The organism is Amycolatopsis lurida (assembly GCF_900105055.1).
GTDB classification, from domain to species: domain Bacteria; phylum Actinomycetota; class Actinomycetes; order Mycobacteriales; family Pseudonocardiaceae; genus Amycolatopsis; species Amycolatopsis lurida.
Genome location: NZ_FNTA01000004.1, coordinates 6,965,900 through 6,991,915 on the forward strand (window position 1 = coordinate 6,965,900; position 26,016 = coordinate 6,991,915).

The window sequence follows — 26,016 nt, forward strand, 5'->3', positions numbered from 1 at the left end:
CGCTTGTGGGTAATCCTGCCGATCATTCTGGCCACTCGTGCCGCCCTTGCGGTGGGTACTTTTGCCGTCCGCTCACGTCTGGTGGCGAACTTACGCTGCTGGTCAACGCAGACGTGGGGGAAAGAGAAAAGGAGAGCCATGGTCGGCACGGGCGAGTACCGGGCGGAGCCCGAGGCCATGCGCTCGGCGGTCGGGAACCTGGGCGGCATCATCATGCAGGGCATCAACGTCGTCGCCGACCTCGAACGCACCGTCCTTCAGCCGATGTCGTTCGCCACCTTCGGCAGCGCGGTGGCGGCGGCCAACACGGCCATGCAGAGCCAGCAGGTGGTCGCGGTCCGGACGCTCCTGCAGCTGCTGCAGCAGATCAACGGCTTCATCAAGAGCAGTGCGGACGCCTACCAGGCCGCCGACGAGGCGGTCGCGGGCGGATACGGCGGCCGTCCCGGCGGCGGCGCGGGTTCGACGTCGTCGTCGATCTGGGGCAACTCGCACGCCTCCGAGCTGGCGACCCTGGCCATCAACGACAGCGCCGGCGGGCAAGGCGAGCCGTCGTCGGTCGGCAACGTGCTGCGCTACCTGGGGGACGCGCGGCTGGGACAGCTCGGCGACCACCCGATCACCGACACGCGGTTCCACGGCGTCTCGGATTTCAACGACTGGCTGGCCGGTGACGCCGACAACCAGGCGCGGGTCGGGGTCATCGAGGTCTACGCCGGTACGGCGCGCAACTTCGGCGACGTGCCGGGCGGGGTGCACAGCGGCGACGTCGTCGTGGTCGAACCGCTCCTGTTCTCCGACAGCAAGCCGATCATCGCCATCGCCGGAGAGGGCGGGCTGCTCTACAACCACGGAATCGTCGACGCGGACATCAACGGCCTGGCGAAGGTCAGTGTCTACCGCCCGGCTTCCGTCTGACTTCCGGCCTGAGGAGCGACCATGCTGACTTACCCCAATTCCAGTGCGATGGACGCCACGGCGTCCTCGGGCGGGCCGATCACGATCCTGCCGCAGATCCTCACCGGCCAGCCGGAGCAGATCGCGAAGCACGTCCTCGAAGTGCTCAAGAAGGCCAACGAGTTCCTCACCATGTACAACGAGGTGACGAAGGCCGCCGAGCAGCTGGGCAAGATCTGGTCCGGCGCCGCGTCGGATTCCGCGTTGAAGAAGATCACCGACTCCCTGAACTCGCTGACCAAGATCATCCAGGTCGTGCAGAAGGGCGCCGAACTGCTCGGCATCGCCGGGACGCTGATCAAGACCGCCCAGACCGCCTACAAGGCGGTGGTCTCGGCGGTGAACCCGACGGTCGCGGGCCTGATGTCGAATCCGTGGACCTACGGTGCCGCGGTCGCGCTTTCCACCGCCACCAGTGCTTCGCTGCGCGCGTTCATCACCGCGATCGGCGCGCTGCTGAAGGCGCTCGGCGTGGTCGACCTCGCCAACCAGATCACCCAGATCGCCACCATCATCGGCGAGGTCCAGAAACTGTTCGGGCACAACGACGCCGGGGACAACGGCGCGGCGGGCAACTCGGCGGTCTCCGGCACCCCGGTCACCAATCCGCAGGCGCCGGGTTCGGTCGCCAGCGGTTCGGGACAGGCGGCCATCGGCGGCTCCGGTGGCGGTGCGGGCGGTGGTTCGACGCCGGGCGAGACGCCGCCGTTCACCCAGTACCGGCCGCCGGCGCTGGGCGGGAACGGATCCCAGGGCAACTGGCCCGGCGGCGCCGACGCCTGGATCCCGGTGGACAGACCCTCCGGCGGTGGCGCGGGTTCCGGAGGCTCGTACCCCGGGGCGGGCGCGGGCAACGGGAACACGGTCACCATCACCACCGACCTGAGCACCGGCAAGTCCACCGTGCAGGCGCCGGGCGGCCAGGACATCGATATCGACATCGACATGAACTACGGCGGGAAGCACTTCGAGCAGCACATCGATATCGATGCGGGAGCTGACTCACCGGCGAAGGGCAGGTAGCCGTGTGGGGAAGCGGTGTGGTCGACGCGTCGGGCGTCGTCAGTTCGATCCTGTCGAACTACCGGCGGCTCGTGGTCGAGTACCAGCGGCGGGTCACCGGTGATCCTTCGGCGCTGACCGCGGCCGGCCAGCGGTGCGGCGACCGGGCATCGACGGTTTCGGGCCGGGCGGACGAGATCGGCAAGGCGGCGAAGGCGCTCAACGCGTCTTGGGAGGGCGACGCCTACACGGCGTTCTCCGCCTCCGCCACGAAACTGAGCCAGGAACTCGGCGAGCTCGGCACGAAACTGAGCGACCAGTCGAACCGGCTGCGGGCGGGCGCGCAGGCCCTGCAGGGCGCGAAGTCCTGTGTGGACTCGATCCTCGCCCAGTTCGACCAATACGCCGCGCAACTCATCAGCCAGGCGCGGACGGCGAACGCGAACGCGGTCAACGCGTTCATCTCCGCCGCCCGGCAACTCGGCGAGCGGGCCGCGCAGGCGGCGCAGGAGATCGCCGACGAGCTGAGCGAAGAACTCGCGCGGCTGTTCCCGCCGGAGGGCACCGGCCGGATCGAGCACGAACTCGGCAAATGGGGCCGCGGCCCGCTGTACTGGCTCAACGGTGAAACGCTCGACGGCCGTAAACGCCCGCGCTCGCATCCTTCGTGGTTCGGCAACTCCGGCTGGAAGAAGCTCACCTGGGACGGCCTGGAAGGCACACGCGCCCCGCGAGCGGGTGACACCCCGTTCGGCAGGCCGAAGCCGGAGAGCCTCGGCGAAAAGGCCTGGGGCAACACCGAGATCACCTACGCCAAGTGGAAGCAGGAGCAGGACGGCTTCACCCCGGGGTGGGACGCCAAGATCTCCTCGCAGGGCTGGGACGTCAAGGCTTCCGGGCACGCCGAATTGGCCGCCTTCAAGGAAGAACTCGAACGCAAGGGCGAGTGGGGCGTCGCTTCGGGCAGTGCCAAGGGAACCGCGTTCGTCGGCGGTGAGGTGAACGGTTCGCTGCAGGCGGGCGCGCACGGGGTCGGTGTGCACGCCAACGCCTTCGTCGGCGGCAAGATCGAAGGTGAGCTCGCGGCGGACGTGGCCGGGGTGGGTGTCGGCGCGAGCGGCACCCTCCAATATGGACTCGGCGCGCAGCTCGACGGCCAGGCCGTGTACGACGCCGGGCATATCAAGGTCAACTTCAAGGCGGGTGTCGCGCTCGGCCTCGGTGCCGGGATCGGCGCGAAGATCGACATCGACCTGCCGAAGATCGCGGACACCGTCGGCGAGTACGGCGGCGCGGCCGTCGACGCGGTCAGCGGCGCGGCGGGCCAGGCGGCGGACGCCGTCGGCGAGGCGTGGGACGACGCGATCACCTACGTGGGCACGTGGTGACGGGGATGAGCGAAACGATGACGCAGGACCGGGTCTCCCTCCCGCTCGGATTCGACATCCCCGAGGGCTGGGTGCCGGTCGAGCCGGCCTCCGTCGGTGCCGAGGGCGCGGTCTTCGTGGCTGTGCACTCCGGGACGTACGCGGAGTTCACCCCGAACATCGCCCTGAGCATCGGGCAACGGCCCGACCAGGCGGAGATCACCGGTATCGCCGATGAGGCCGTCGAACGCCTCGGCCGGTCCACGGCCGCGCTCGAAGTGGTGCGGCGCAAGGTGATCGGCACCGGGATCGCGCCGGGGGTGACGCAGGTGCTGCGCATCCGCACCGGCGAAGGGCAGGATCTCGTACAGACGCAGGTGTTGCTGACCGTGCCGGGGGCGTCCCCGGCCGAGCGGCTGATCCTCGAAATCGCCTGTACCGCAACACCCGAGGCGGCCCGTGGCCTCGGCGACGACTTCCGGCGGTTCGTGGGCAGCGTCCACGTCCGGCGGGATTTCACCGCTGATGAAGGAGAAGACTCGTGACCACCGACCCCTACGCCATGCCGGACATGGACGAGTTGCTGGACCAGGTCCGCAAGCAGACCGAAGAGGTGCAGCGTATCCAGCGTTCGGTCGAGGCGATGGAGGTCAAGGCGCACTCGCGGCAGAACGAGGTCACCGTCGTGCTGCGCGGTGACGGCCGGTTCACCTCGATCGACATCGACCCGCGCGCGGTGCGGCAGTACGACGCGCGCAACCTCTCGGAGATCGTGCTGGAGGCGGTCAACAACGGGCTGCAGAAACTGGCCGAGGCCAGCAGCGCCAAGTTCGCCCCGGTCATCGAGTCCGCCAAGTCGATCGAAGCATGACGGCCGCGATCGCGGGCTCCACCCGGCGCGTCACGGTGGTGACACCGAGGGCGCGCGTCGACGTGGCGCTGCCGCAGCAGAGCACGTTCGCCGAACTCGTCCCGCAGCTCGTGCGGCTCGCGGGCGCTTCGGGGCAGGCGTCGGCCGAGCATCCCGGCTGGGTGCTGTCCCGGCTCGGCGGTGCTCCGCTCGCGCTCGGGCTCACGGTCGCCGCGGCGCAGGTGCGCGACGGCGAAGTCCTCCATCTGACCCCGCGGGAACGCCCGCGGGGTCCGCTGCTGTTCGACGACGTCGTCGACTCGATCGCCAGCGTCGCCGAGTCGGGCACCGGGCGGTGGGGGCCGTCGGTGGCACGCAAGGCGGGCATCGTCGCGTCCGTGGTGCTGCTGCTCGCCGGCGGGCTGCTGGTGCAGGCCGCGGCGTCCGGCAGTGTGCTGGCGCCGATCGGCACCGGGCTGCTCGCGCTCGTCCTGGTGCTGGGCGGTGGCGCGCTGAGCCGCGCGTACGGCGACGCGGAGGCCGGTGCCGCCGGCGCGCTCGCCGGGGTCGGCGCGGCCTTGCTGGCGGGGATGTCGATCCTGCCGCCGCATCCGTTGTTCTCCCTGTCGGCCGGGCCGCTGGCCGCCGGGCTCGCGATCGTGACCGTCTATGGCGTGATCGCGGCCGTTTCGGTGGCGGATCGGCTGCCTTGGTTCGTCGCGGTGACGGTGGCGGCCGGGCTCGGCGCGATCACGACCGCCATCGTCCTGCTGGCCGACGTCCGCCCGGTTTCGGCGGCCGCCGTGGTCGCCGTCGTGGCGACGGCGCTGGCCGCGGTCGCGCCGATGATGGCGCTGCGGCTCGGCAGGCTGCCGCTGCCGCGGGTGCCCGACGACATGGACGCGTTCCGTGCCGACGAGAACCCTTCGCTCGGCGAGGACATGGTCGGCGGCACGACGTACGCGCAGGCGTTGCTGACCGGGCTGCTCGTCGCGCTCGGGCTCGTCGTGGTTTCGGCGTCGGTGGTCCTGTCTTCGTCCGGCGGGGCTTGGGAAGCGGGTTTGTGCGCGCTGCTGGGGCTGGCGCTGATGCTGCGCTCGCGCGCCTTCGCCGGCCGCTCGCAGCGGGTCGTGCTCATCGGTTTCGGTGCGGCGGCGCTGGCGGCGGCCGGATTCTGGCTCGCCGCGAGCGGTCCGCGGTCGTACGTCTTCGCCGCGGGCTGTGCCGTCGTCGTCGCGGCGGGCGTCTGTCTCACCTACGCGACGCGTGTCGCGAAGGGACGCCGTTCTCCTTACTGGGCAAGGACTCTCGATATCGTCGAGTTCCTGGTGCTGCTCTCGCTGATCCCGTTCGTCGGCATGATCGCCGGCGTCTACGAGGCCGTGCGGGGCTGATCGCTCTCTTCCCGCGATTCGTCATCTGGTTGCGGTAGTCACCCCACGCGATTACCGCAACCAGATGACGAATTGCCTTACGTCCGCGGAGGACTCCTTCCCTACCCTCAGAGAAGAAAGGAGTCCTCCCCGGCCCGTCCCCTCAGTTCTCCAGCGCCAGCGGCAGGGTCCGCCGGACCGCCGCCGCGTGCCGTCCGTGCAGCGGGGTCGCCGCGATCCCGCCCGGCCGCACCGGTTCCGCTCCCGGTCGCCCGCCGACCCGGATGGTGACCTCGGACTTCTCGCGCCCGCCGGGGGAGCGGTACAGCGTGTACGAAGTCGCGGTGAACGCCGAGCCGGGGACGTGAAGATCCAGTGTCCGCGCGAGATCCCGCTCCGACCGGGGCCGGTAGCAGACCTGCGACGCGCCGCTCCAATCCCAGGAACGCCAGCCGTCCACCGGCGCGCCCTGGCCACTGCCGAGCGCGACACGCAGGTTTTCCGCCACCTCATCGGCTTCGAGCACGGTGCTCTCGAACCCGGCTTCGGCGAGTGCGCCCATCAGGCGTAGCGCCGCGCAGGCGGTGCTGCGCAGCGCGCCGAGTTCTCCGCCGCCTCTGGCGAGCGCGGCGATCGGCGCGTCCTCGGGCCGGTACCGGACGGTGAGCCAGCGGACCCGCAGCAAGGACTGTCCATTAGGGACTGTCCAGGTCAGCAGTTGCGCACTGGACAAAGGGATTCCGGTGCTCGTGTACGCCTCGCGCAGAATGCCGACGAGCCTTTCCGGCGAGGGTGCCACGGCGCCGGGGGTGAGCCGCACGATGGCGCTCCACCCGTCGCCGACTTCGGCGACCCCGAAACGGTTGCCCGCGCGGTCGACGTGCTGGCGCACCCGGACAGGACCGGCGAGCCGGTGCAGCGGATCGGGGACCTCGTTCTTGTCGCGGCGCTTCAGCCGATACCTGGCCCAGGTGAGTGCCCAGCCCGCGGCGTGGCGTCCGGCGAAGCGGACCGAAGTCGTCAGCACGAGGACGCCGGCGACGGCGACGATGCTGATCCACGCGGCCTGCGGGATCCCGTCGACGGTGAGGGCCAGCAGGATCGCGATTCCGGCGATCTCCCAGAGCGCCGCCTGCAGCGGGCGGATCGGCAGCAGCCAGGGCAGCGGCGCCGCGCCCGCGACCCCGCGCGGGGGCGCCTGTTCCGGGACCGGGCGGGCCGGGGCTTCAACCGACAAGGAATTCCCCTCCTCCGTGCACGCGCACGACGGTAGCCGCGCCCCGCGCGGGGGAGGGGCGTAAAAATTACCCTCACCGCGAACCAGGCCGGAACCTAACGTGAGCACCCTTGAAACGGGCGGGCACGAACGGCGGGGGACGGGAGCGTGTGGACGCAGCGGGACCAGATCCAGGCCTACCAATTCCTCCGCAGGAGACTGGTTTCGGCACTGGTCTCGGCTGACGCCAACCATCCGGTCGCCCCCAGCCGCAGGCTCGTCATCGGGACCCTGTGCGGCCTCGGCGTCGCGTTGCTCGTCACCGCGGTGTTCGGCGTGATCGGCCTGCTGAACCCCTCCGGCGGCAAGGACTGGCTGGCGGGCGGCAAGGTGATCGTCGAAGAGGGCACCGGCGCTCGCTACATCCTCGGCCAGGACGGCGCGCTGCACCCCGTGCTCAACTACGCCTCCGCGCGGCTGATGGCGGGCGGCAACGGCGAGGCCACTGTGACCGTCCCTTCGGACAAGCTCGCGAAGGCGCCGAGGGGTTCGCAGATCGGCATTCCCGGCGCCCCCGATTCGCTGCCCGCGGCGGCCGCGCTCGTGAACACGCCGTGGACAAGCTGCTCGCGGACGACCCAGGATGCGCCCGCGTCGGCCGAACCGGAGACGACGGTGCTCCTCGGCGCGCCCGCGGCCGGGGTCGACCTGCCGAGGGATCAGGCCGTCGTGGTCCGTGTCCCCGACGGTGAGCGCTACCTCGTGACGGCGGGACGACGCTTCAAGCTCACCCCGGAAGCCGCAACGGCGCTGCAGTTCGACACCTATCCGGTGATCGCGGTGTCCTCCCGGTGGATCGGTACCGTCGCCGCCGGACGCGATCTGGCCTACCGCGCGGTCGAGGACGCCGGACGGCCCGGCCCGGGGGTCGGTGGCACCGCGACGAAGGTCGGTTCGGTGCTCGGCGTCGTCGACGCGATGGCGTCGCCCAACGACGCGACGTCCTACTACCTCGTCCGCGCCGAAGGGCTGGAGCCGATCGGCCAGACCGAGGCGAGCCTGCTGATCAACACCCCGGAGAACGCGGACGCCTACACCGGTGTCCCAGCGCCCGTCGCGGTGCGCGCGGCCGACGTCGCCGCGGTGCCGAAGGTCGCCAAGGCGAGGACGGGCGGGGCCGATCCCGCGGAGTATCCGGACCGGATCCCGCGAAAAGCACCCGTTACCGGACAGTCCGTGACGTTATGCGTGCAGGGTTCTCGAATCGTTATCTCCGCGCAGGTCCCCTTGCCGCAAGGTGCGAAGGCGATCCCGGTGACGGCGCGGACGGACGCGCTGGTCGCCGACGCCGTCTTCGTGCCTCCGTCGGGAGGCGCGGTGGTGGCGGAATCCGGTTCCGGCACGGTCTACGTCGTCACCGACACGGGCCTGAAGTACCCGGTGGCGAGCTCTGAGGCCCTCGCTTCCCTCGGGTACGGCCAAGCCGAACGGCAACCGGTTCCGAATGGATTGCTGGCACTGGTGCCGCGCGGGCCCGCGCTGGATCCGGCGCAGGCAGGCCGTGCGGTGTCGGCGGCGATGGGCGGGACGGGGTGATCGGGAACGTGCGGACGACCGAAGACAGGCCGGAGACCGACCGGGTCGACGTCGCGGTGATCGAAGACCATCCGCTGTACCGGCACGCCGTGGTCCGGGTCCTCACCGAAGCCGAGGGGATCGAGCTGGGCGCCGTGGTCGATTCGGTCGCCCGGTTCCACGTCCATCCGCAGCCGCCCGGCAGTGTGGTGCTGCTCGACCTCGGCCTGCCGGGGATCGCCGGGGCGGCCGCCGTGCTCCAGGTCACCGAACTCGGGCATCACGTGCTCGTGGTGTCCGCGCAGGCCGAGCCCGAGCAGGTGCTCGGCGCGATCGCCGCCGGTGCCAAGGGGTTCCTGTCCAAGGACGTCGACGTCGACGAGCTGCTGACCGCGATCAGGACGGTCGCGCGGGGCCGGGCCTACGTTTCCGCGGTGGTGGCCGGGATGATCATCAAGGACAACGCCGACCGCCCCGCCGCGGCTCCGGACGTCGCGCTCTCCGCGCGGGAGAAACAGGTCCTGCGGCTCGTCGCGGCGGGTGAACGCGACGTCGACATCGCCCGCATCCTGGGCATCGGAGTTCGGACGGTCCGCGGTTATCTGGACCGGATCCGTGACAAACTCGGAGAGAGAAGGCGGGCCGGTCTGGTCCGCAAGGCCATCCAGCTCGGGCTCGCGTCTCCGCCGGAGGTGCCCGGCCCGTCTCGGCCGATCGCGCCCCGCGCCGACGCGGGCGGATTCGAAGGACGCCGGTGAACGCAGACGAGCAGCAGCCGAAACGCACCACACCGATCAACGTCGGGGTGATCGAAGATCATCCGCTGTACCGGGACGCCGTCGCGCGTGTCCTCACCGAAGCGCCCGACATCGCGCTGGGCGCCGTCGCCGACTCCGTCGCGCGGTTCGCCGTCCAGGAGCAGCCGCCCGGCAGCGTCGTCGTCCTCGACCTCAAGCTGCGCGGTGTCCAGGACGCCGCCGCCGTGCTCGAAGTGGGACAGATGGGGCATAAGGTGCTCGTGGTGTCCGCGCACGCCGAGCAGCCCGAGGTACTGGGCGCCATGCAGGCCGGGGCGAAGGGCTTCCTGTCCAAGGACGTCGACGGTGACGAACTCCTGCGCGCCATCCGCACCATCGCCGAGGACAACGCCTACGTGTCGCCGACGCTGGCCGGGATGATCATCCAGGACAGCGAAGACCGCCACGCCGGGCCCAAGATCGTCCTGTCCGAGCGGGAAAAGCAGGTCCTGCGGCTGGTCGCGGCGGGCGAACGGGACGTCGACGTGGCGGAGATCCTGAACATCAGCGTGCGGACCGTGCGGTCCTACCTCGACCGGATCCGGGACAAGACCGGGGAACGGCGGCGGGCCGGGTTCGTCCGCGTGGCGATCCGGGAAGGCCTGCTGCGGTAACCGCTTCGGGCCTCGTGAGTGGTAAGGACGGTTCTAACCGTCCTTACCACTCACGAGGCTGGTCCCGAGAAATTCACCCGCAGCGTGTACACCGAGCTCGACGCGGTGATGAACAGGTCGTTCCGCCGCGGCCCGCCGAAGGTCAGGTTCGAACACACCTCCGGCACCCGCAGCTTCCCGATCCGCGTGCCGTCGGGCGCGAAGCAGTGCAGGCCGTCGTGCGCGGCGGCCCAGACCCGGCCCGCGGCGTCCACGCGCACGCCGTCGAAGCCGCCGGCGTCACATGTCGCGAAGACCTCGCCGCCGGAAAGCCGTCCCTTGTCCACGGAGAAAACCCTGATGTGGCTGGGTTTCTGCCGCGTGTCCGCGATGTAGAGCAGCGACTCGTCGAGCGAGAACGCGAGCCCGTTCGGGCGCGAGAAATCCTCCGCGACGATCCGTACGGAACCGTCCACCGGATCGACCCGGTAGACGTGGCAGGCGCCGATCTCGCTTTCCGCCTGATGGCCTTCGTAGTCGCTGTCGATGCCGTAACTCGGGTCGGTGAACCAGATGGCGCCGTCCGAGGACTCGACGACATCGTTGGGGCTGTTGAACCTCTTGCCTTGATAGGTGTCCGCGAGAACGGTGGTCGTGCCGTCGTGTTCGGTGCGTGTCACGCGGCGGCCGCCCTGTTCGCAGCTGACGAGCCTGCCCTGGCGGTCGACGGTGTGCCCGTTGTGGAAGCCGGCGGGCTCGCGGAACACGCCGACCGCGCCGGTGGTCTCGTCCCAGCGCAGGACCCGGTCGTTCGGGATGTCGCTGAACACCAGGTACCGGCCTGCCGGGAAATAGGCGGGCCCCTCGGTCCACCGGCAGCCGGTGTGGATCCGCTGCATCCATTCGTCCCCGTTCACGCGGGCGAACCGCTCGTCGAGGACTTCGAAGTGCGCCTTGACCATGTCCATGGAAACCCCAGTGCTCTGAATGAGATATTGCGATCATCATGAACCGCCGAACTTGATATGGTCAACCTATGGATGACGTAGATCGCATGCTGCTCACCGCGCTGCAGCAGGACGCGACTCAGGCGTACGCCGCGCTCGGCAAGGCGGTCGGTCTGTCCGCGGGCGCAGCGCACGAGCGGGTCCGCAAACTGCGCGAACAGGGCGTCATCCGGCGCACGACCGTCGACGTCGACCCCGCGGCGGTCGGGCGGGGCGTGATGGCGTTCGTGCTGGTCGAGGCGGGCTCGTGGATGGGCGACGCACCGACCAAGGCCGCGCTGGAGGCGTTGCCGGAGGTCGTCGAGGCGCACATCATCGCGGGCCCGGCCTCGCTGCTGGTGAAGGTCCGCACGCCGACCACCGAGGAGCTGCAGGCGTCACTGCGCAGGCTGTACGCGATCGAGGGCGTCACCGGGACCCAGACGATCGTGGTGCTCGAATCCTTCTTCGAGCGATCTGTGGACGCTACAGCCGACGGTTCGCCAGCACCCCCGTCGCCGCCCGCGCCTTCCCGCTGACCGCCGGATCCACGTCGACGACCACGAGTTCCGGTCCGGCGCCCAGCTGGGTGTGGACGCGGCCGAAGCCGTCGGAGACCGTGGAGTAGCCGATCCCGGTGGGTGCCTTGGGGTTCACCGGGGTCGAGGTCGTGGCCGGATCAGCCTGCCCGCAACCCAGCACCCAGCAGCCGGAGTCGAGCGCGCGGGCGCGCACCAGGACCTCCCACTGCTCGCGTTTGCCCTCGCCCGCGCCCCACGACGTCGGCACGAGGACGATGTCGGCGCCGTCGTCGGCCAGCTTCCGGAACAGTTCGGGGAAGCGGATGTCGTAACAGGTCGCGACGCCGAACGTGGTCCCGTCGACCTCGAAGGTGACAGGCGCGGTACCGGGCGCGACCGTGTCGGACTCCGCGAATCCGAAGGCGTCGTACAGATGGATCTTGTCGTAGCCGAAGTGATGCCCCGCGCCGGTGACGAGCAGGGTGTTGCTCACCCGTCCGTCGGGCGACGGCGTGAACATGCCCGCGACGACCACGACGCCGTGCTCTTCGGCGAGGGCGGCCACAGCGGACGCCCACGGTCCGTCCAAAGGCTGCGCGACCGGCCCGAGCGGGATGCCGAAGCGCGCCATCGCCGCCTCCGGGAACACGACGATCCGGGCGCCTTCCCCCGCCGCGGCCGCCACGCCCTCGCGAATCAGCTTCAGGTTCGTCTCGGGATCCTCGGCGGCCGTGAGCTGGCACAACCCGATTCGCGGCACGGAGGCCTCCCTTATCGTGGGATCGCTGGTCACCACCCCAGTGTGCCTGCTCGGGGTGATCCGGCCACCTCGTACCCTTGACCCATGCTGAACCGTACCGACCTGCGTGGACAGGTCCCGTCCGTTGCCGAGCTCAGGCGCACGCTCCCGCGTGCCGAGTACGACGTGGACGCGGCGCTGCATCACGTACGGCCGGTGGTCGAGGCGGTCCGCGATCGCGGCGTCGAGGCGGTTCTCGAGTACACCGAGAAGTTCGACAAGGTCCGCCCCGGCGGTGTCCGCGTGGCCGCCGCGGAGCTCACCAACGCGCTCGCGAACCTCGATCCGGCCGTCCGCGAGGCGCTGGGGGAGTCCATCGCCCGCGCCCGCAAGGTCCACGGCGACCAGCGCCGCCAGGACGTCACGACCGAGGTCGTCGACGGCGGCACCGTCACCGAGCGCTGGATCCCGGTCGAGCGCGTCGGGCTGTACGCGCCGGGCGGGCTCGCGGTGTACCCCTCGACCGTGGTGATGAACGTCGTCCCGGCGCAGATCGCCGGCGTCGGCACGCTCGTGGTGTGCTCGCCGCCGCAGGCCGCGTTCGGCGGGCTCCCGCACCCGACGATCCTGGCCGCCGCCGAACTGCTCGGCGTCGACGAGGTCTGGGCCGTAGGCGGGGCGCAAGCCGTCGCGCTGCTCGCGTACGGCGGCACCGACACCGACGGCGCCACGCTGGAGCCGGTCGACGTCGTCACCGGGCCCGGCAACATCTATCTCACCGCGGCCAAGCGGCTGCTGCGTGGCATCATCGGCATCGACTCCGAGGCGGGCCCGACCGAGATCGCCATCCTCGCCGACGAGACCGCCGACCCGGTGCACGTCGCCGCCGACCTGATCAGCCAGGCCGAGCACGACCCGCTCGCCGCGAGCGTGCTGGTCACCACGTCCGAGGAGCTCGCGGACGCCGTCGACAAGGAGCTGACCGGCCGCGTCGCCGCCACCAAGCACTCCGAGCGCGTGACGGAGGCGTTGGGCGGCAAGCAGTCCGGCATCATTCTCGTGTCCACTATGGACGATGGTATCCGCGTCGTGGACGCGTACGCCGCGGAACACCTGGAGATCCAGACCGCGGACGCGCCGTCGGTGGCGGCCCGCGTTCGCAACGCCGGCGCGATCTTCGTCGGGGCGTACGCGCCGGTCTCGCTCGGCGACTACTGCGCCGGGTCGAACCACGTGCTGCCCACCGGTGGCTTCGCGCGGCACTCGTCCGGGCTCTCGGTGCAGAGCTTCCTCAAGGGTGTGCACGTCGTGGACTACAGCCAGGACGCGCTGCGCGAGATCGCCGGCCGCGTCGTCGCGCTGGCGAACGCCGAAGACCTGCCCGCGCACGGCGAGGCGATCACGGCGCGGTTCGAAGGGGGGCGCGCATGACCATCGGCGAGGACGTCACGCTCGGCTCGCTCCCGCTGCGGGAGGACCTGCGGGGCAAGACCCCGTACGGCGCGCCGCAGCTCGACGTGCCGATCCGGCTCAACACCAACGAAAACCCGTACCCGCCACCGGACGCGCTGGTCGCCGACGTCGCCGAGGCCGTCCGCGCCGAAGCCGCTTCGCTGCACCGCTACCCGGATCGTGACGCCGTCGCGCTGCGCCAGGACCTGGCGGACTACCTCGCGGTGTCCACCGGCGTGCTCGTGTCGGAGTCGAACGTGTGGGCCGCCAACGGGTCCAACGAGATCCTGCAGCAGATCCTGCAGGCCTTCGGCGGTCCCGGCCGCTCGGCGCTGGGTTTCGAGCCGTCGTACTCGATGCACCCGATCATCTCGGCGGGCACCCGCACCGACTGGCTGCCGGTGCCGCGCCGCGACGATTTCACGCTCGACACCGAGAAGGCGGCCGCGCTGGTGCGCGAACGCCGTCCGGACATCGTGTTCGTGACCAGCCCGAACAACCCGACCGGCGGGTCGATCCCGTTCGACGAGCTGCGCGGGCTGCTCGAAGCGGCGCCGGGCATCGTGGTGGTCGACGAGGCGTACGCGGAGTTCTCGTCGCAGCCGAGCGCCGTCGAGCTTCTCGAGGAGTACCCGGCGAAGCTGATCGTGTCGCGCACGATGAGCAAGGCGTTCGCCTTCGCGGGCGGGCGGCTCGGCTACCTGGCGGCCGCGCCCGCGATCGTCGACGCGTTGCAGCTGGTGCGGCTGCCGTACCACCTCTCGAAGCTCACGCAGGCCGCCGCGCGCGCCGCGCTACGGCACGCGGACGCCACCCTCGCCTCGGTCGCCAAACTCGCGGCCGAACGCGACCGTGTGGTGGAAGCGTTGCTGGGCTTGGGATTCACGCCGGTCCCGAGCGACGCGAACTTCGTCCTCTTCGGACGGTTCGCGGACGCGCCCGCGACCTGGCAGTCCTATTTGGACAACGGTGTGCTGATCAGGGACGTCGGCATCGAAGGGCACCTGCGGGTGACCATCGGGACGCCGGAAGAGAACGACGCCTTTCTCGAGGCCAGCAAGGAGGTGCCGCGATGAGTCGCGTCGGCAAGGTGGATCGCACCACCAGGGAATCGTCCATTTCGGTCCAGCTCGACCTGGACGGCACGGGGCAGGTGGAGATCGACACCGGTGTCCCGTTCTACGACCACATGCTCACCGCGTTCGGCGTGCACGGCTCGCTCGACCTCAAGGTGCAGGCGACCGGTGACGTGCACATCGACGCGCACCACACCGTCGAGGACACCGCGATCGTGCTCGGCCAGGCGCTGCGGCAGGCGCTCGGCGACAAGAGCGGCATCCGCCGCTTCGGCGACGCGTGGATCCCGATGGACGAGACCCTCGCGCACGCCGCGATCGACGTCTCCGGGCGCCCGTACTGCGTGCACCTCGGCGAGCCGGAGCAGTTCAACAGCTTCACCATCGGCGGGAACTACCCGTTCGTGCTGACGCGGCACGTGTTCGACTCGCTGTCGTTCCACGCGCAGATCGCGCTGCACGTGCGGGTGCTGCACGGCCGCGACCCGCACCACATCGCGGAGGCCGAGTACAAGGCCGTCGCGCGTGCGCTGCGCGCCGCCACCGAGCCGGACCCGCGGGCGGGCGGCATCCCGTCGACGAAGGGCGTCCTCTAACTCTCGCAATCAGTCACCTGGATGCGCGAATGTCGCATCCAGGTGACGAATTGCGTTGTAGGTGTTGAGGAGAACGCCGGACGGGGTCGCGGTGGTGCCGACGAACCCCAAGGAGCACGCCGGGGTTCCGTCGGCGAAGAAACGCTTGCCTGTGCCCAAAAGGAGCGGGTAGACGGCCAGCACGACTTCGTCCGCGAGCCCGTTTTCGAGCAGCGTCGACGTCAGTGTGGAGCTGCCCGAGAGGATGAGGTCCGGGCCCTCCTGTGCCTTGATGTGGCGAACGCCTTCGACGAGGTCCGGGCCGACACCCTCGAACGGGCCCCATTTCAGGCTTTCCGGCCGATGGGTGACGACATATTTCGTCGCCGCCTTGAGCCGGTCCGCGAGCGGGTCGCTCGGCGCGTCCGGCCAGTACTCCGACCAGAGCTCGTACGTGCGACGGCCGAGCAGCAGGTCGAAGCTTTCGGGATGCGCGGCCATGACGGCCTCCCGGCCTTCGGGTGTCCGGTAGGGCATGTTCCAGCCGCCGTACGGGAAGCCGTTCCCGTCTTCGGAATGCTGGATCACGCCGTCGAGCGAGATGTGTTCGATGATCTTGAGTCTTCTCATTTCGTCTCCAGCAGTGCGTCGAGTTGGGGCATCGCGGCGCGGAAGCCCTCTTCCATCCCGGGGATCGTCTTCTCCATGGCTTCGACGCTGGAAAAGTGCGTCACATGGATCATCCGCGACCCGGTGGGCGTCGCCTCGAAGGTGAAGGTCATCGAGGTGGGCATGTTCTCGTCGTCGGCGTTGTCCTCGCCGTCTTCCGCCTCGAACGAGTCGATGGGGTTCACCGAGGTGAACTTCCAGGAATTGGCCCATTTCTCGCCGTTCGGCCCGGACAGGTAGTACTCGGCGCGGCCGCCCGCCCGGAAATCGTGATGGGTGAACGTGGCGGGCGCGAACGGTGGTCCCCAGAAGCGCTCTAACTGCCTTGGATCCTACCAAGCCGCCCAAAGCCGCTCTTGCGGAACGGGAAAGTCCGCCACGACGGTGAGACTGAGCTTTTCGGGCTCCTTGGTGACCGAGGTGATCGGCATCGTCATTCCCCTTCCCGGAGGACATCGTCGAGCTGCGCCACACGCTGGCGCCAAAGAACTTCGTAGGAGTCGAGAAGCTCGGTGGCGCGCTGGAGCCGCTCGCGGTCGGTCGAGACCAGCTGTTCGCGGCCGTTGGCGCGTTTCCGGACCAGGCCCGCGCGCTGGAGCACGGCGACGTGTTTCTGCACGGCGGCGAAGCTCATCTCGTACTGCGCGGCGAGATCGGAGACCGACGGCGTTTCCGTGATCGCCCGCGCCAGGATGTCTCGGCGCGTGCCGTCGGCCAAGGCGCGGAAGAGCCGGTTGAGCGACTCCTCGCTCTCCCCTCGAAGTACAACCATGTGGTTGTACGTTAGCCGCGTCCGGTCACGAGGGTAAGGTGCGGGCCCGGCGCGGTCGTGGCGGCGGAGGTGTGGCAGGGTGGCGGTCGTGAGTAACACGACCATCGCTGTGCTGCTGTTCGCGCTCGGCGGCTTCCTGATCGGCGGCGTCTACGCGACCTGGAAGAGCGTCAAGTTCATGGCCGTCGTGCTGGGTATCGGCGCGGTGCTGGCGATCGGCGGCGCCATCGCCTGGCTGGCCTGACCGCCGCACGCTTCTCTGACCGGAGTACGTGAAGGCCCCCTTCACTGCGTCTAGCGCAGTGAAGGGGGCCTTCACGTACTTGCTACTTCGAGGCGTCGACCAGCTCTCGCTCGTCAGGCGCGTCCAGCTGCTTCGCGAGCTTCTCGCCTTCGACGTCCACATCGGGCAGTAAGCGATCCAGCCACTTCGGCAACCACCAGGCACCGCGGCCGAGCAGGGACATCAGCGCCGGCACGATGGTCATCCGGATCACGAAGGCGTCCACCAGCACCCCGAACGCCAGCGCGAACCCGATCGACTGGATCAGCGACGATTCCGCGAGGACGAACCCGGCGAACACGCTGATCATGATCAGGGCGGCGGCGACCACGACGCGGGAGCCGTGCCGGAAACCGGTCACCATCGCCTGCTGCGGTTCGGCGCCGTGGACGTATTCCTCCCGCATCCGCGTCACCAGGAACACCTGGTAGTCCATCGCGAGCCCGAACAGCACGCCGATCAGCAGGATCGGCAGCATGCTCATGATCGGCCCGGTCGTCTTCACCCCGAGCAGGTCGGTGAGCCAGCCCCACTGGAACACCGCCACCACGGCGCCGAACGTCGCGACCACGGAGCCGAGGAAGCCCAGAGTCGCCTTCAGCGGGACCACGATCGACCGGAACACCAGCATCAGCAGCAGGAACGCCAGCCCGACGATCAGTGCGAGATAGGGCAGCATCGCGTCGGCGAGTTTCTCCGAGACGTCGATGTTGGCCGCGGTCTGGCCGGTCACCGCCAGCGACGCGCCGGTGGCCGTGCCCAGCCCCGCGTTCAGGCCGCGGATGTCGCTGACCAGGTCTTCGGTCGCGGTGCTGCTCGGACCACTCTTCGGGATGACGGTCAGCAGCGCCAGGTCGCCGTCCCGGTTGGTCTTCGGCGGCGTGACGATCGGGCGTTCGGGGAGGCCGCCGATACCCGCGGCCGCCTGCTGGAGCGCGGCTTGGCGGTCGGTGCTGCCGCTCAGGTCGACGACGATCACCAGCGGGCCGTTCGCGCCCTCGCCGAAGCTGCGGGTGACGGTGTCGTAGGCCTTGCGCTGGGTGGTGTCCGGCGCGGCGGTGCTGTCGTTCGGCAGGCCGAGCTGCATGCTCGCGGCCGGGATGGCGACGATCGCGAGACCGGCGATCGCGGCGATCAGCACCGGGATCCGGCGGCGGGCCACGAAACGCGCCCAGCGCTCGCCGTGTGTCGTCGCGCTTTCCTTGCGGCGCAGGCGGATCTTGCCGCCCGCCAGTTTGCCGCCCGCGAAGCCGAGCACGGCGGGCAGCAGGGTGAGCGCGATGACGACCGCGATGGCGACGGTGATCGCCGCGGCGATGCCCATCTCGCCGAGGAACGGGATGCCGACGACGGTCAGGCCCGCCAGCGCGATGATCACGGTCAGCCCGGCGAACACGACCGCGGAACCCGCCGTGCCGGTGGCGCGTCCGGCGGCTTCCTCCGGATCCCGGCCGATCGTGAGTTCGTGCCGGTAGCGGGAAACGATGAAGAGCGCGTAGTCGATGCCGACGGCGAGGCCGATCATCAGCGCGAGCACGGGCGTGTTCGTGTTCAGTTCGAGGAAACCGGACGCCGTCGTGATCCCCGCCATGCCGATGCCGACGCCGATGAGCGCGGTCAGCAGCGGGATCCCGGCCGCGAGCAGCGAGCCGAAGGTGATGATCAGGACGACGGCGGCGACCGCGACACCGAGACCTTCGGTGGCGTTCGTGGCGGGCATCGCCTGGACGGCGTCACCGCCGAATTCCACCGTGTACCCGGCTGCCTTGGCGGAATCCGCGGCGGCCATCAGGCCGTCGCGGTCGGCGTCGGTGAGCTCGAAGCCCGGGACGCGGTAGCTGACCTGCGCCAGCGCGACATGCTTGTCGGGCGAGATCGCCCGCTCTTGCAACGGGTCGACCACCCCGGCGACCTTCGGCGCGTCCTTGAGCCCCTTGACGAGCCCCGCGATCGCGGCCTGCCCGCCGGCGTCGGTGATGTCACCGGGCGTCGAGATGACGACGCGCGCCGTCGCGCCGCCGGCGGCGGCTTCCGGGAACCGGTCGGCGAGCTGGTCGATCGCCTTCTGCGATTCGGTGCCGGGAATGGTCACCGAGTTCGAAAGCTGGCCGGACAGGGTCAGCGCGCCCGCGCCGAGGGCCACCAGGACAGCGGCCCACACCGCTGTCACCAGCGCCCGGCGCCGGAACGAGAACCGGCCCAGGCGGTACAGGAAGCTGGCCACGAAAGTCTCCCGTTCACTCGTTCAGGTTCATTTCAAGCTAGCCGATCGGCTAGGGGGCTACAAGCCGATCGGCAAGTGTGTGACTAGCCGCACGGCTAGTACTCGTTTGGTCAGGAGGCCACGCTTGACGTAATCTCCGACGGCTGAACGAGGAGGGAACATGGACGTCGTCCACGTGGAGGACACCCGCACGCGACTACTGGGCACGGCGTTGCGGCTGTTCACCGAACACGGCGTGGAAGGCACCTCGCTGCAGATGATCGCGGACGCCCTCGGCGTCACCAAGGCAGCCGTCTACTACCACTTCAAGACGAAGGCGGAGATCACCGAATCCGTCGCCGAACCCGTGCTGCGGGAGCTCGAAGGCATCGTCGACGACGCCCGCGCCCAGCGCACCCGGGGCGCGCAGATCGACCACCTGCTCGACGGGTTCGTCGATCTCGTGGTGCGGCACCGCGCGCTGGTCGCCCTGTTCTCCAGCGACCCCGGTATCGCCCGCGCGATCGAGAAATCCGTCCACCGCTCGGAAAGCTTCAAGAACCGGCTGCTGGAGATCCTCGCCGGGCCGGAGCCGGACGCGCTGGGGATGGTCACCGCGCAGGTGCTCCTGGCCGGTATCGCCCTCGCCGGTGGTTCACCCGAGGTCACTTCGCTCGACGACGAGACGCTGCGCGAAACGCTCCTCAGCGTCGGCCGCAAGCTCTACAACCGCCCGCGCCGCCGTTCGTGACCGATGTGTTCAAGACAGGCGCCGCGATCCGCGCGACCCTGTCGGTATGAACATCGATCTGAACGCGGCGGCCACGTTCATGGCCACCCAGGCCCGGCTGCTCGACAGGCGGCGCTTCGACGTCCTCTTCCGCGACGGCGACCCGGCCGCGGCGCTCGCCGCGCTCGAGGCGTACCGCAATCCCGACGGTGGCTACGGCCACGGGCTCGAACCCGACTGCCGCTCGGTGACCAGCCAGCCCGCCGGCGCGCTGCACGCGTTCGAGGTCTTCGCCGACGTCGGCAAGTCGACAAGTCCGCGTGCGGCCGAACTCTGCGACTGGCTCGCCTCGATCTCCTTGCCCGACGGCGGGATCCCGTTCGCGCTGCCGATGCCGGATCCGTCCGGCAGCGCGCCGTTCTGGGCGAGCGCGGATCCGGCGGTCTCCTCGCTGCAGATCACCGCGATCGTCGCGGTGACCGCGCAGCGCGTCGCGGCGCACGATCCCGCGGTCGCCGCACATCCCTGGCTCGCGAAGGCCACAAGATACTGCCTCGATGAGATGGAGAAGCTCGACGAGGCGCCGCACGCGCTCGTGCTCGCCTTCGCGATGAAGCTGGTGGACGGGCTCGGCGACACGCGCCTGGTCGAGAAGCTCGGCCGATTCGTCCCGGACGACGGCGTGGTCGCCGTGGGTGGCGGGATCGAGGGCGAGGCCATGCGCCCGCTCGATTTCGCACCGGAACCCGGTGGCCCGGCACGGAAGCTCTTCCGGCCCGGCGTCATCGAGGCGGATCTGCGGCGGGTGGCGGGCGGGCAGCACGGCGACGGCGGCTGGCGTGTCGACTACACGAGCTATTCGCCCGCCGCCGCGCTGGAGTGGAACGGCATGTTCACCGTGAACACGTTGTCGCTTCTCCGGAAGAACGGGCTGGTCTAGGGGAGTCTGCGCAGGAATCGCGGCGGAACGGCGGCGGTGAGCCAGACGCCGTTCGCGCTCACCTGGAACTCGTGTCCGGCGGCGGACATCTCCCGGGCGTCCACGGTGAGCAGCACAGGGACGCCGCGCCGCGCCCCGACGGCCCGAGCGGTGTCCACGGTCGCCGAGAGATGCACGGCATGCCGTTTCATCGGCTTGAGTCCCTCGTACAGGATCGCGTCGAGGAACCGGGAGACCGTGCCGTGGTAGAGCACGTCCGGTGGGATCGCGGCGGGCAGTGCGAGGTCGACGTCGACACTGTGGCCCTGGCTGGCGCGGATCCGCAGCCCGGCCTCGTCGAAGGCGAAGCGCCGCTTGTCGTTGCCATCGACCACTTCGTCGAGTTCGGCGCGGGTGAGCGGCAAACCGTTGCGCCGCAAGGCCACCAAGAGCGTGTCGACGTCGACCCAGCCGTCAGGGGTGAGGGTGATCCCTATGTCGCCGGGCGCGTGCCGCAGGTGCCGGGAGAGCCGTTTCGAGACTCGGATGAGGTTCTTCTTATCCATTTCGAGTCACAGTGACGCACATCCGGCCCCCGCGTGGCAACGGAATTCAGATGCCACCCTCGGAAGCCGGGCGCAGCTTCCCCGCGCCGGGGCCGAATCGGGACATCTGGTCGTCGGCGTTGTAGAGCCCGCAGCTGCGCAGGGAGAGGCAACCACAGCCGACGCATCCGGTCAGCCTGTCGCGCAGGCGCTGCAACGCGTCGATCCGCGCGTCGAGTTCGTCCTGCCAGCCCCGCGAAAGGCGGGCCCAGTCGGCCTTGGTGGGGGCGTGGTCCTTGGGCAGGGTCTCCAGTGCCGAGCTGATGTCGTCCAGGCTGAGCCCGACCCGCTGCGCGGCGCGGATGAAGGCGATCCGGCGCAGCACCGAACGCGAGTACCGGCGCTGATTGCCCGCCGAGCGCTCTGAGCTGATCAGCCCCTTGTCCTCGTAGAAACGCAAAGCCGTATGGGGCACGCCGCTGCGGTCGGCGACCTGCCCGATGCTCAGGTGTTCAGCCAGTCTCGTCACGTCGCCAGATTAGCCTTGACTTCGACCTAAGTCGAGGTTGCAACCTCGGTTCATGACCACCGACACCAAGACCGGCTACGAGGATCTGCCGAGGCTGATCTCGTTGATGACCGGGGACGAGAAGCATCAGGCGGCCGCGGAGTCCACTGTGGACGTCCTGTGGGTGCTCTACGACCGTGTGCTCGACATCACCCCGGAGAACGTCCGTGATCCGGGCCGCGACCGCTTCCTCCTGTCGAAAGGCCACGGCCCGATGGCCTACTACGCGGTGCTGGCGAAGAAGGGCTTCATCCACGAGGAAGAACTCGCCGGCTGGACTTCGGCCGAGTCCCGGCTCGGTCACCATCCCGACCGGGCGAGGCTTCCCGTGGCCGAGATCTCCAGTGGTTCGCTGGGCCACGGGCTTCCGCTGGCCATCGGCACCGTGTTCGGCCTGCGCGCCAAGGGATTCCGTGACGCCAAGGTCGTCACCCTCATCGGCGACGCAGAGCTCGACGAGGGCTCCAACCAAGAGGCCATCGCGGTCGCCGGCCGGATCGGCATGCCGCAGCTGACGGCCGTCGTCGTCGACAACTCCTCGGCCACGCACGGCTGGCCCGGCGGGATAGCCCGCCGGTTCGAGGTCGAAGGCTGGACGACCCGCACCGTCGACGGCCGCGATCACGACGCGCTCCACGAAGCCTTCACCGCACCCCATCCGGACCGGCCGCTCGCCGTGGTCGCGACCGTCGAGCGAAAGGCCTGAACCCGTGAACATGCGTGAAACGTTCCTCGAAGCCGCCGCCGAGGCGCTCGACACCGACCCGAACGTCGCCGTCGTGCTCGCCGACATCTCCGCGGCACAACTCGCCTTCGCCGCGAGGAAACATCCGGACCGGGTGCTCAACGTCGGCATCCGCGAACAACTGATGATGAGCACCGCGGGCGGCCTCGCGCTGGCCGGGATGCGCCCGATCGTCCACACCTTCTCGTCATTCCTCGTGGAGCGGGCTTTCGAGCAGGTCAAACTCGACCTCGGGCACCAGGACGTCGGTGCGGTGCTGGTGTCCTCGGGCGCGTCCTACGACATGCCGACCGCCGGGCGGACACACCAGGCACCAGGGGACGTCGCCCTCATCGACACGCTCCCGGGCTGGACCGTGCACGTGCCGGGGCATCCCGAGGAGGCCCGGCGGCTGCTGCTCGAGTCCATCCCGGGCGACGGGCGCGTCTATCTCCGGCTGTCCGCGCAGGAGAACGCGAAAGCGCATCTGGGCGCGGGCCTGCAAACACTGCGTGAAGGCGGGCGAGGTGTGGTGGTGGCCGTCGGGCCGATGCTCGACCGGACGCTGGAGGCGACCGCCGATCTCGACGTGACCGTGCTCTACACCTCGACCATCCGGCCCTTCGACGCCGCCGGGCTGCGCGCCGCCGTCGAGGCCGCGGGGGCCACCGACGTCGTGCTGATCGAGCCGTACCTCGCGGGAACGTCGGCGCACGCGGTGACCGACGCCTTGTCCGAAACGCCGCACCGGCTGCTCTCCCTCGGTGTCCGGCGGGACGCGGAAGTGCGCATCTACGGCGAAATGGCCGATCACGACCTCGCGCACGGCCTCGACGCCGGCTCGATCGCCTTGTCGGTCAAGGAATTCCTCCGCTAGCGTGCTGCGCCGAAAATCGGTGCGCCTCATTCGGTGGATCCGGGAAGCCGGGCCGCCGGGAAGGCCTACGAATTTCCGGCGCAGGACGCTAGCGTCACCGGGATGACGAAGATCCGCCCGCTCGCGCTCGGGGTCATCCGCCGCGGCGAAGACCTTCTCGTGTTCGAAGGCCGTGACCACGCCAAAGGCGAGACCTACCATCGCCCGCTCGGCGGCGGGATCGAGTTCGGGGAGACCGCCGCCGAGGCGTTGCACCGCGAATTCCAGGAGGAACTCGCGGCGGAGCTGACCTCGGTCGAGCAGATCGCCGTGCTGGAGAACGTGTTCACCTACGAAGGCAGGCCAGGGCACGAGATCGTGTTCCTGTTCACCGCCGACCTGACCGACAAGGCCTTCTACGAGCGCGACGAGGTCGGCGTGGTGCTCGACGACGGCGCGCGCGTGCACTGGCTGCCGATGTCCGACGTGGCGAGTGGCAAGGCGATCCTGTACCCGGACGGACTCGCGGCCCTCCTTTCAGCGCAGCACTGACCGCGTGGTCGGTGTCAGTTCCCGTTGTTGCCAAGGGCGTTCGAGTTTGCCCGCCAGTTCGGCACCTGTCCGGTCGAGGAGTTCGCGGTGTTCTTCCGTGGACTTCGTGAACCAGACGAACACCGACTCGTTCTCCCGCACGGGAAGGCGGGGAAAGGTGTTCTCCGCGGGCTCCGTTTCGAAGTGGCCGAACGTGTCCAAGCCGGATTCCCGCAGGACGGGCGCCACATGGTCCGCGAAGTACGCGGAGAACTCCTTGACCGGGACGGCCGGATGGCACACCGTCACCAGCACCCGGGAATCGCCGGCGCCGTCCGGATCGGGGAACCCCGGCCCGGACGGGCGCAGCAGCAGGACGTCCGAGGCGTCGATCATCGTCTCGTTCGCCGCCGGGCCGTGCTCTCGCCACACGGGCCCGTGGTAGAACGCTTCGAGCGCGGCCCGCCTCGCCTCCATGTCCCGGAAACCGCGCAGCCACACGAACTTGTCCGGCTCCGCCGGCTCGCGGAAGAGGCCGAACAAGCGCATGCCGCAGGCTTCCTGGCTCTCCACGAACTCGCGCTCGAAGAGCTCGATCAGCTCGTCCCGGCGGCCGGGGTGCAGCGTGTACCGGCGCAGCTCGACGACGGACTGGAACTCGGGGGAATCGGTCATGCGCGGACCATAGAGGCCCGCACCGACAGTTTCGGGCCCTCAGTTCCTGTCGGTGAACCCGCGTCCGCGATACGTCGACGGGAAGACGCCCTGCCACCGCGATGGCGGGGCCTTCGGCCAGGGCGGGCTCCGCCAACCGGCTCTCAGCCGAGCAGGAACGAGCGGATCTGGCCGGCGACGGGCTCGGGGGCCATCCAGAAGGCACTGTGGTCGTGGTCTTCCAGCGTCAGCACGGTGACGTTCGGCAGGATCGCGGCCAGCGCCTCGGCGCCGGTGCGCATGAACGCCTCGCCGTTGCCGCCGACGGCGACGGCGATCGGCGCGTCGATGCTCCAGCGGTCGGTGGGCAACGGCGTGCCGTCCTGGAGCCCGCGCCAGATCCGGCCGTCGTAGGCGTAGGTGTGGGCATAGGACTTCGTCTTCTCCCAGGACGGGTCCTGCGTGATCATCGGGAGGTATTCGGCGGGGACGCCGACCACCTCGCTCATGAAGTATTCGCCTGCCTCGCTGCGCTTGCCCGCCGCGACGAGCGCTTCCATGTGCTCGACGGAATCGGCGGGAACCGGCGGCCGGGAGCCGTCGACGATGAACGGAGGCTCATAGAGGTAGAGGCCGGTGACCTTGTCGCCCAGGGCGCTGGCCGCGTCCAGCACGATCCCGCATCCGCCGGATCCGGAGGCCAGGGCCGCGGAGCCGCCGAGGACGTCGATCAGCGCCGAGATGTCCTCGATCTCGCGCGCGGGGTCGTAGGGCTGCGGGTCGCCGCTGGCGCCGCGGCCGCGGCGATCGAAGCTGAGCACGGTGAAGTCCTTGGCCAGCGCCGTGTACAGGCCGGCGACGGAGGTGTGGTCCTCCGCGACATTGCTGACCACGATGATCGCGGGACCCGAGCCGGTCTTTTCGTAGGCGATGGTGGTGCCGTCGGCCGAGGTGATGGTGTCCATGGTCGGTTCTCCGTCTGTGGTGTCGGTCGGGGTGTTCAGTACGTTGTCGAGCCGTTCGAGCGCCTCGAGGTAGCCATCGGCCATTTGCTGTTCGACAGCGCGTTGCAGGGCGGCGCCGTCGGCGAAAACGGCGCAGACGTCGACGGTGCAGCCGGTCCCGGCGGCGGCGAAGGTGACCGTCGTGGGGAAGGTGTCGGTGCCGTCGAGCCGCCACGCCTCGTCGGCGAACGCGTCCTCGTAGGCCAGCTCGGCACACGGCTCCACCACGGTGTACGTGGCGACACTGCGTACCGCGGCGGCCGACCCGTCCTCCGGCGCGATCTGGAACCGCCAGCGACCGCCGGGGCGCACGTCCATCTCGTAGACGGTGGCCGCCCAGCCCCGCGGGCCCCACCAGCGACCGATCGCCTCGGCGTCGGTCCACGCCCACCAGGCGCGGTCGACGCCCGCGGCGTAGGTGCGGCTGATGTGGACGGTGTTGTTCGTCCTGTCGATCACGATGCCGTCGGACACGGCCG

General features: G+C 69.8%; 29 protein-coding genes and 1 pseudogene. 19 read left to right on the forward strand and 11 right to left on the reverse strand.

Features of this window, described 5'->3' with window-relative positions; all coding sequences use genetic code 11:
* Positions 1 to 138 precede the first annotated feature (138 nt).
* The 6 genes from BLW75_RS38010 to eccD are packed head-to-tail and all read left to right on the forward strand — an operon-like array spanning position 139 to position 5,570.
* Positions 139 to 918 carry a WXG100 family type VII secretion target gene (locus tag BLW75_RS38010; protein ID WP_034319392.1) on the forward strand — a complete coding sequence of 260 codons (780 nt, stop codon included), beginning with the start codon at positions 139 to 141 and terminating at the stop codon, positions 916 to 918.
* A gap of 21 nt (positions 919 to 939) precedes the next feature.
* A complete protein-coding gene (locus BLW75_RS38015) occupies positions 940 to 1,980 on the forward strand; it encodes a hypothetical protein (RefSeq protein WP_034319388.1) in 1,041 nt (346 codons plus the stop codon).
* A 17-nt stretch (positions 1,981 to 1,997) separates the two neighbouring features.
* A complete protein-coding gene (locus BLW75_RS38020) occupies positions 1,998 to 3,347 on the forward strand; it encodes a WXG100 family type VII secretion target (protein WP_091599235.1) in 1,350 nt (449 codons plus the stop codon).
* 5 nt (positions 3,348 to 3,352) lie between these two features.
* Positions 3,353 to 3,871 (forward strand): hypothetical protein, encoded by a 519-nt coding sequence (locus BLW75_RS38025; RefSeq protein WP_091599238.1) that lies wholly within the window; start codon positions 3,353 to 3,355, stop codon positions 3,869 to 3,871.
* Positions 3,868 to 4,197 carry a YbaB/EbfC family nucleoid-associated protein gene (locus BLW75_RS38030; protein ID WP_016336001.1) on the forward strand — a complete coding sequence of 110 codons (330 nt, stop codon included), beginning with the start codon at positions 3,868 to 3,870 and terminating at the stop codon, positions 4,195 to 4,197. Before BLW75_RS38025 ends, BLW75_RS38030 begins: the two co-directional genes overlap by 4 nt.
* Positions 4,194 to 5,570 (forward strand): type VII secretion integral membrane protein EccD, encoded by a 1,377-nt coding sequence (gene eccD, locus BLW75_RS38035; RefSeq protein ID WP_034319382.1) that lies wholly within the window; start codon positions 4,194 to 4,196, stop codon positions 5,568 to 5,570. Before BLW75_RS38030 ends, eccD begins: the two co-directional genes overlap by 4 nt.
* A 142-nt stretch (positions 5,571 to 5,712) precedes the next feature.
* On the opposite strand, the gene BLW75_RS38040 is transcribed toward eccD, so the two are convergent.
* Complete coding sequence (locus BLW75_RS38040; protein WP_034319379.1) at positions 5,713 to 6,786, reverse strand: type VII secretion protein EccE; 1,074 nt, start codon at positions 6,784 to 6,786, stop codon at positions 5,713 to 5,715.
* A gap of 147 nt (positions 6,787 to 6,933) precedes the next feature.
* On the opposite strand from BLW75_RS38040, the gene eccB reads away from it, so the two are divergent.
* The 3 genes from eccB to BLW75_RS38055 are packed head-to-tail and all read left to right on the forward strand — an operon-like array spanning position 6,934 to position 9,751.
* Positions 6,934 to 8,361 carry a type VII secretion protein EccB gene (gene eccB / locus BLW75_RS38045; RefSeq protein WP_034319375.1) on the forward strand — a complete coding sequence of 476 codons (1,428 nt, stop codon included), beginning with the start codon at positions 6,934 to 6,936 and terminating at the stop codon, positions 8,359 to 8,361.
* Entirely contained in the window at positions 8,358 to 9,098 is a 741-nt protein-coding gene (locus tag BLW75_RS38050) for a response regulator transcription factor (RefSeq protein ID WP_034319371.1), read from the forward strand. Before eccB ends, BLW75_RS38050 begins: the two co-directional genes overlap by 4 nt.
* Entirely contained in the window at positions 9,095 to 9,751 is a 657-nt protein-coding gene (locus BLW75_RS38055) for a response regulator (protein ID WP_034319368.1), read from the forward strand. Before BLW75_RS38050 ends, BLW75_RS38055 begins: the two co-directional genes overlap by 4 nt.
* 50 nt (positions 9,752 to 9,801) lie before the next feature.
* On the opposite strand, the gene BLW75_RS38060 is transcribed toward BLW75_RS38055, so the two are convergent.
* The gene (locus BLW75_RS38060; RefSeq protein ID WP_034319365.1) at positions 9,802 to 10,698 is read right to left on the reverse strand and encodes an SMP-30/gluconolactonase/LRE family protein; all 897 of its coding nucleotides are present in this window, start codon (positions 10,696 to 10,698) and stop codon (positions 9,802 to 9,804) included.
* Between the two features lie 68 nt (positions 10,699 to 10,766).
* Here BLW75_RS38060 and BLW75_RS38065 point away from each other — a divergent pair, with 68 nt between their 5' ends.
* A complete protein-coding gene (locus BLW75_RS38065) occupies positions 10,767 to 11,255 on the forward strand; it encodes an Lrp/AsnC family transcriptional regulator (protein ID WP_034319362.1) in 489 nt (162 codons plus the stop codon).
* On the opposite strand, the gene BLW75_RS38070 is transcribed toward BLW75_RS38065, so the two are convergent.
* Entirely contained in the window at positions 11,203 to 11,997 is a 795-nt protein-coding gene (locus BLW75_RS38070; protein WP_034319359.1) for a carbon-nitrogen hydrolase family protein, read from the reverse strand. The two genes, BLW75_RS38065 and BLW75_RS38070, sit on opposite strands and share 53 nt — an antisense overlap.
* An 84-nt stretch (positions 11,998 to 12,081) precedes the next feature.
* On the opposite strand from BLW75_RS38070, the gene hisD reads away from it, so the two are divergent.
* Genes hisD through hisB form a run of 3 tightly spaced genes read left to right on the forward strand, consistent with a single transcriptional unit; the run spans position 12,082 to position 15,100 of the window.
* Positions 12,082 to 13,407: a histidinol dehydrogenase gene (gene hisD, locus BLW75_RS38075; RefSeq protein ID WP_034319357.1), complete on the forward strand. Its 1,326-nt coding sequence runs from the start codon at positions 12,082 to 12,084 to the stop codon at positions 13,405 to 13,407.
* On the forward strand, positions 13,404 to 14,504 hold the full coding sequence (locus BLW75_RS38080) for a histidinol-phosphate transaminase (protein ID WP_034319354.1): 1,101 nt from the start codon (positions 13,404 to 13,406) through the stop codon (positions 14,502 to 14,504). The genes hisD and BLW75_RS38080 overlap by 4 nt, the downstream gene beginning before the upstream one ends.
* Entirely contained in the window at positions 14,501 to 15,100 is a 600-nt protein-coding gene (gene hisB, locus BLW75_RS38085) for an imidazoleglycerol-phosphate dehydratase HisB (RefSeq protein WP_005155296.1), read from the forward strand. Before BLW75_RS38080 ends, hisB begins: the two co-directional genes overlap by 4 nt.
* Positions 15,101 to 15,109: 9 nt before the next feature.
* Here the strand turns inward: hisB and BLW75_RS38090 are convergent, their stop codons facing one another.
* The 3 genes and pseudogenes from BLW75_RS38090 to BLW75_RS38100 form a co-directional block, all read right to left on the reverse strand.
* Complete coding sequence (locus BLW75_RS38090) at positions 15,110 to 15,709, reverse strand: dihydrofolate reductase family protein (RefSeq protein ID WP_091599241.1); 600 nt, start codon at positions 15,707 to 15,709, stop codon at positions 15,110 to 15,112.
* Positions 15,706 to 16,068 (reverse strand): annotated as a pseudogene (locus BLW75_RS43815) (SRPBCC family protein); the annotation flags it as partial. The gene BLW75_RS38090 and the pseudogene BLW75_RS43815, both read right to left, overlap by 4 nt.
* A gap of 113 nt (positions 16,069 to 16,181) precedes the next feature.
* Entirely contained in the window at positions 16,182 to 16,520 is a 339-nt protein-coding gene (locus BLW75_RS38100) for an ArsR/SmtB family transcription factor (protein ID WP_034319351.1), read from the reverse strand.
* 88 nt (positions 16,521 to 16,608) lie between these two features.
* Between BLW75_RS38100 and BLW75_RS43060 the strand changes: the two genes are divergently transcribed.
* Positions 16,609 to 16,764 (forward strand): hypothetical protein, encoded by a 156-nt coding sequence (locus BLW75_RS43060; protein ID WP_167373564.1) that lies wholly within the window; start codon positions 16,609 to 16,611, stop codon positions 16,762 to 16,764.
* Between the two features lie 82 nt (positions 16,765 to 16,846).
* Here the strand turns inward: BLW75_RS43060 and BLW75_RS38105 are convergent, their stop codons facing one another.
* Positions 16,847 to 19,027, reverse strand: a complete 2,181-nt coding sequence (locus BLW75_RS38105) for an MMPL family transporter (RefSeq protein ID WP_034319349.1) — start codon at positions 19,025 to 19,027, stop codon at positions 16,847 to 16,849.
* A gap of 160 nt (positions 19,028 to 19,187) precedes the next feature.
* Here BLW75_RS38105 and BLW75_RS38110 point away from each other — a divergent pair, with 160 nt between their 5' ends.
* Both BLW75_RS38110 and BLW75_RS38115 read left to right on the forward strand, forming a co-directional pair.
* Positions 19,188 to 19,757: a TetR/AcrR family transcriptional regulator gene (locus tag BLW75_RS38110; RefSeq protein ID WP_034319346.1), complete on the forward strand. Its 570-nt coding sequence runs from the start codon at positions 19,188 to 19,190 to the stop codon at positions 19,755 to 19,757.
* A gap of 46 nt (positions 19,758 to 19,803) precedes the next feature.
* Entirely contained in the window at positions 19,804 to 20,676 is an 873-nt protein-coding gene (locus BLW75_RS38115; protein WP_034319343.1) for a hypothetical protein, read from the forward strand.
* On the opposite strand, the gene BLW75_RS38120 is transcribed toward BLW75_RS38115, so the two are convergent.
* Positions 20,673 to 21,221, reverse strand: coding sequence for an RNA 2'-phosphotransferase (locus BLW75_RS38120; protein ID WP_034319340.1), 549 nt, complete (start codon positions 21,219 to 21,221; stop codon positions 20,673 to 20,675). The genes BLW75_RS38115 and BLW75_RS38120 overlap by 4 nt on opposite strands.
* A 46-nt stretch (positions 21,222 to 21,267) precedes the next feature.
* On the reverse strand, positions 21,268 to 21,729 hold the full coding sequence (soxR, locus tag BLW75_RS38125) for a redox-sensitive transcriptional activator SoxR (protein ID WP_016335982.1): 462 nt from the start codon (positions 21,727 to 21,729) through the stop codon (positions 21,268 to 21,270).
* Positions 21,730 to 21,781: 52 nt separating this feature from the next.
* Between soxR and BLW75_RS38130 the strand changes: the two genes are divergently transcribed.
* The 3 genes from BLW75_RS38130 (at position 21,782) to BLW75_RS38140 (ending at position 23,900) form a co-directional block, all read left to right on the forward strand.
* Positions 21,782 to 22,474 carry a thiamine pyrophosphate-dependent enzyme gene (locus BLW75_RS38130; RefSeq protein WP_034319337.1) on the forward strand — a complete coding sequence of 231 codons (693 nt, stop codon included), beginning with the start codon at positions 21,782 to 21,784 and terminating at the stop codon, positions 22,472 to 22,474.
* Positions 22,475 to 22,478: 4 nt separating this feature from the next.
* Positions 22,479 to 23,369 carry a transketolase family protein gene (locus BLW75_RS38135; RefSeq protein ID WP_034319334.1) on the forward strand — a complete coding sequence of 297 codons (891 nt, stop codon included), beginning with the start codon at positions 22,479 to 22,481 and terminating at the stop codon, positions 23,367 to 23,369.
* A gap of 102 nt (positions 23,370 to 23,471) precedes the next feature.
* The gene (locus BLW75_RS38140) at positions 23,472 to 23,900 is read left to right on the forward strand and encodes an NUDIX hydrolase (protein WP_034319422.1); all 429 of its coding nucleotides are present in this window, start codon (positions 23,472 to 23,474) and stop codon (positions 23,898 to 23,900) included.
* On the opposite strand, the gene BLW75_RS38145 is transcribed toward BLW75_RS38140, so the two are convergent.
* Together BLW75_RS38145 and BLW75_RS38150 are read right to left on the reverse strand one after the other, a co-directional pair.
* The gene (locus BLW75_RS38145) at positions 23,886 to 24,554 is read right to left on the reverse strand and encodes an NIPSNAP family protein (RefSeq protein ID WP_034319331.1); all 669 of its coding nucleotides are present in this window, start codon (positions 24,552 to 24,554) and stop codon (positions 23,886 to 23,888) included. The genes BLW75_RS38140 and BLW75_RS38145 overlap by 15 nt on opposite strands.
* Before the next feature lie 143 nt (positions 24,555 to 24,697).
* Complete coding sequence (locus BLW75_RS38150; protein ID WP_143055421.1) at positions 24,698 to 26,011, reverse strand: alpha/beta fold hydrolase; 1,314 nt, start codon at positions 26,009 to 26,011, stop codon at positions 24,698 to 24,700.
* Positions 26,012 to 26,016 lie beyond the last annotated feature (5 nt).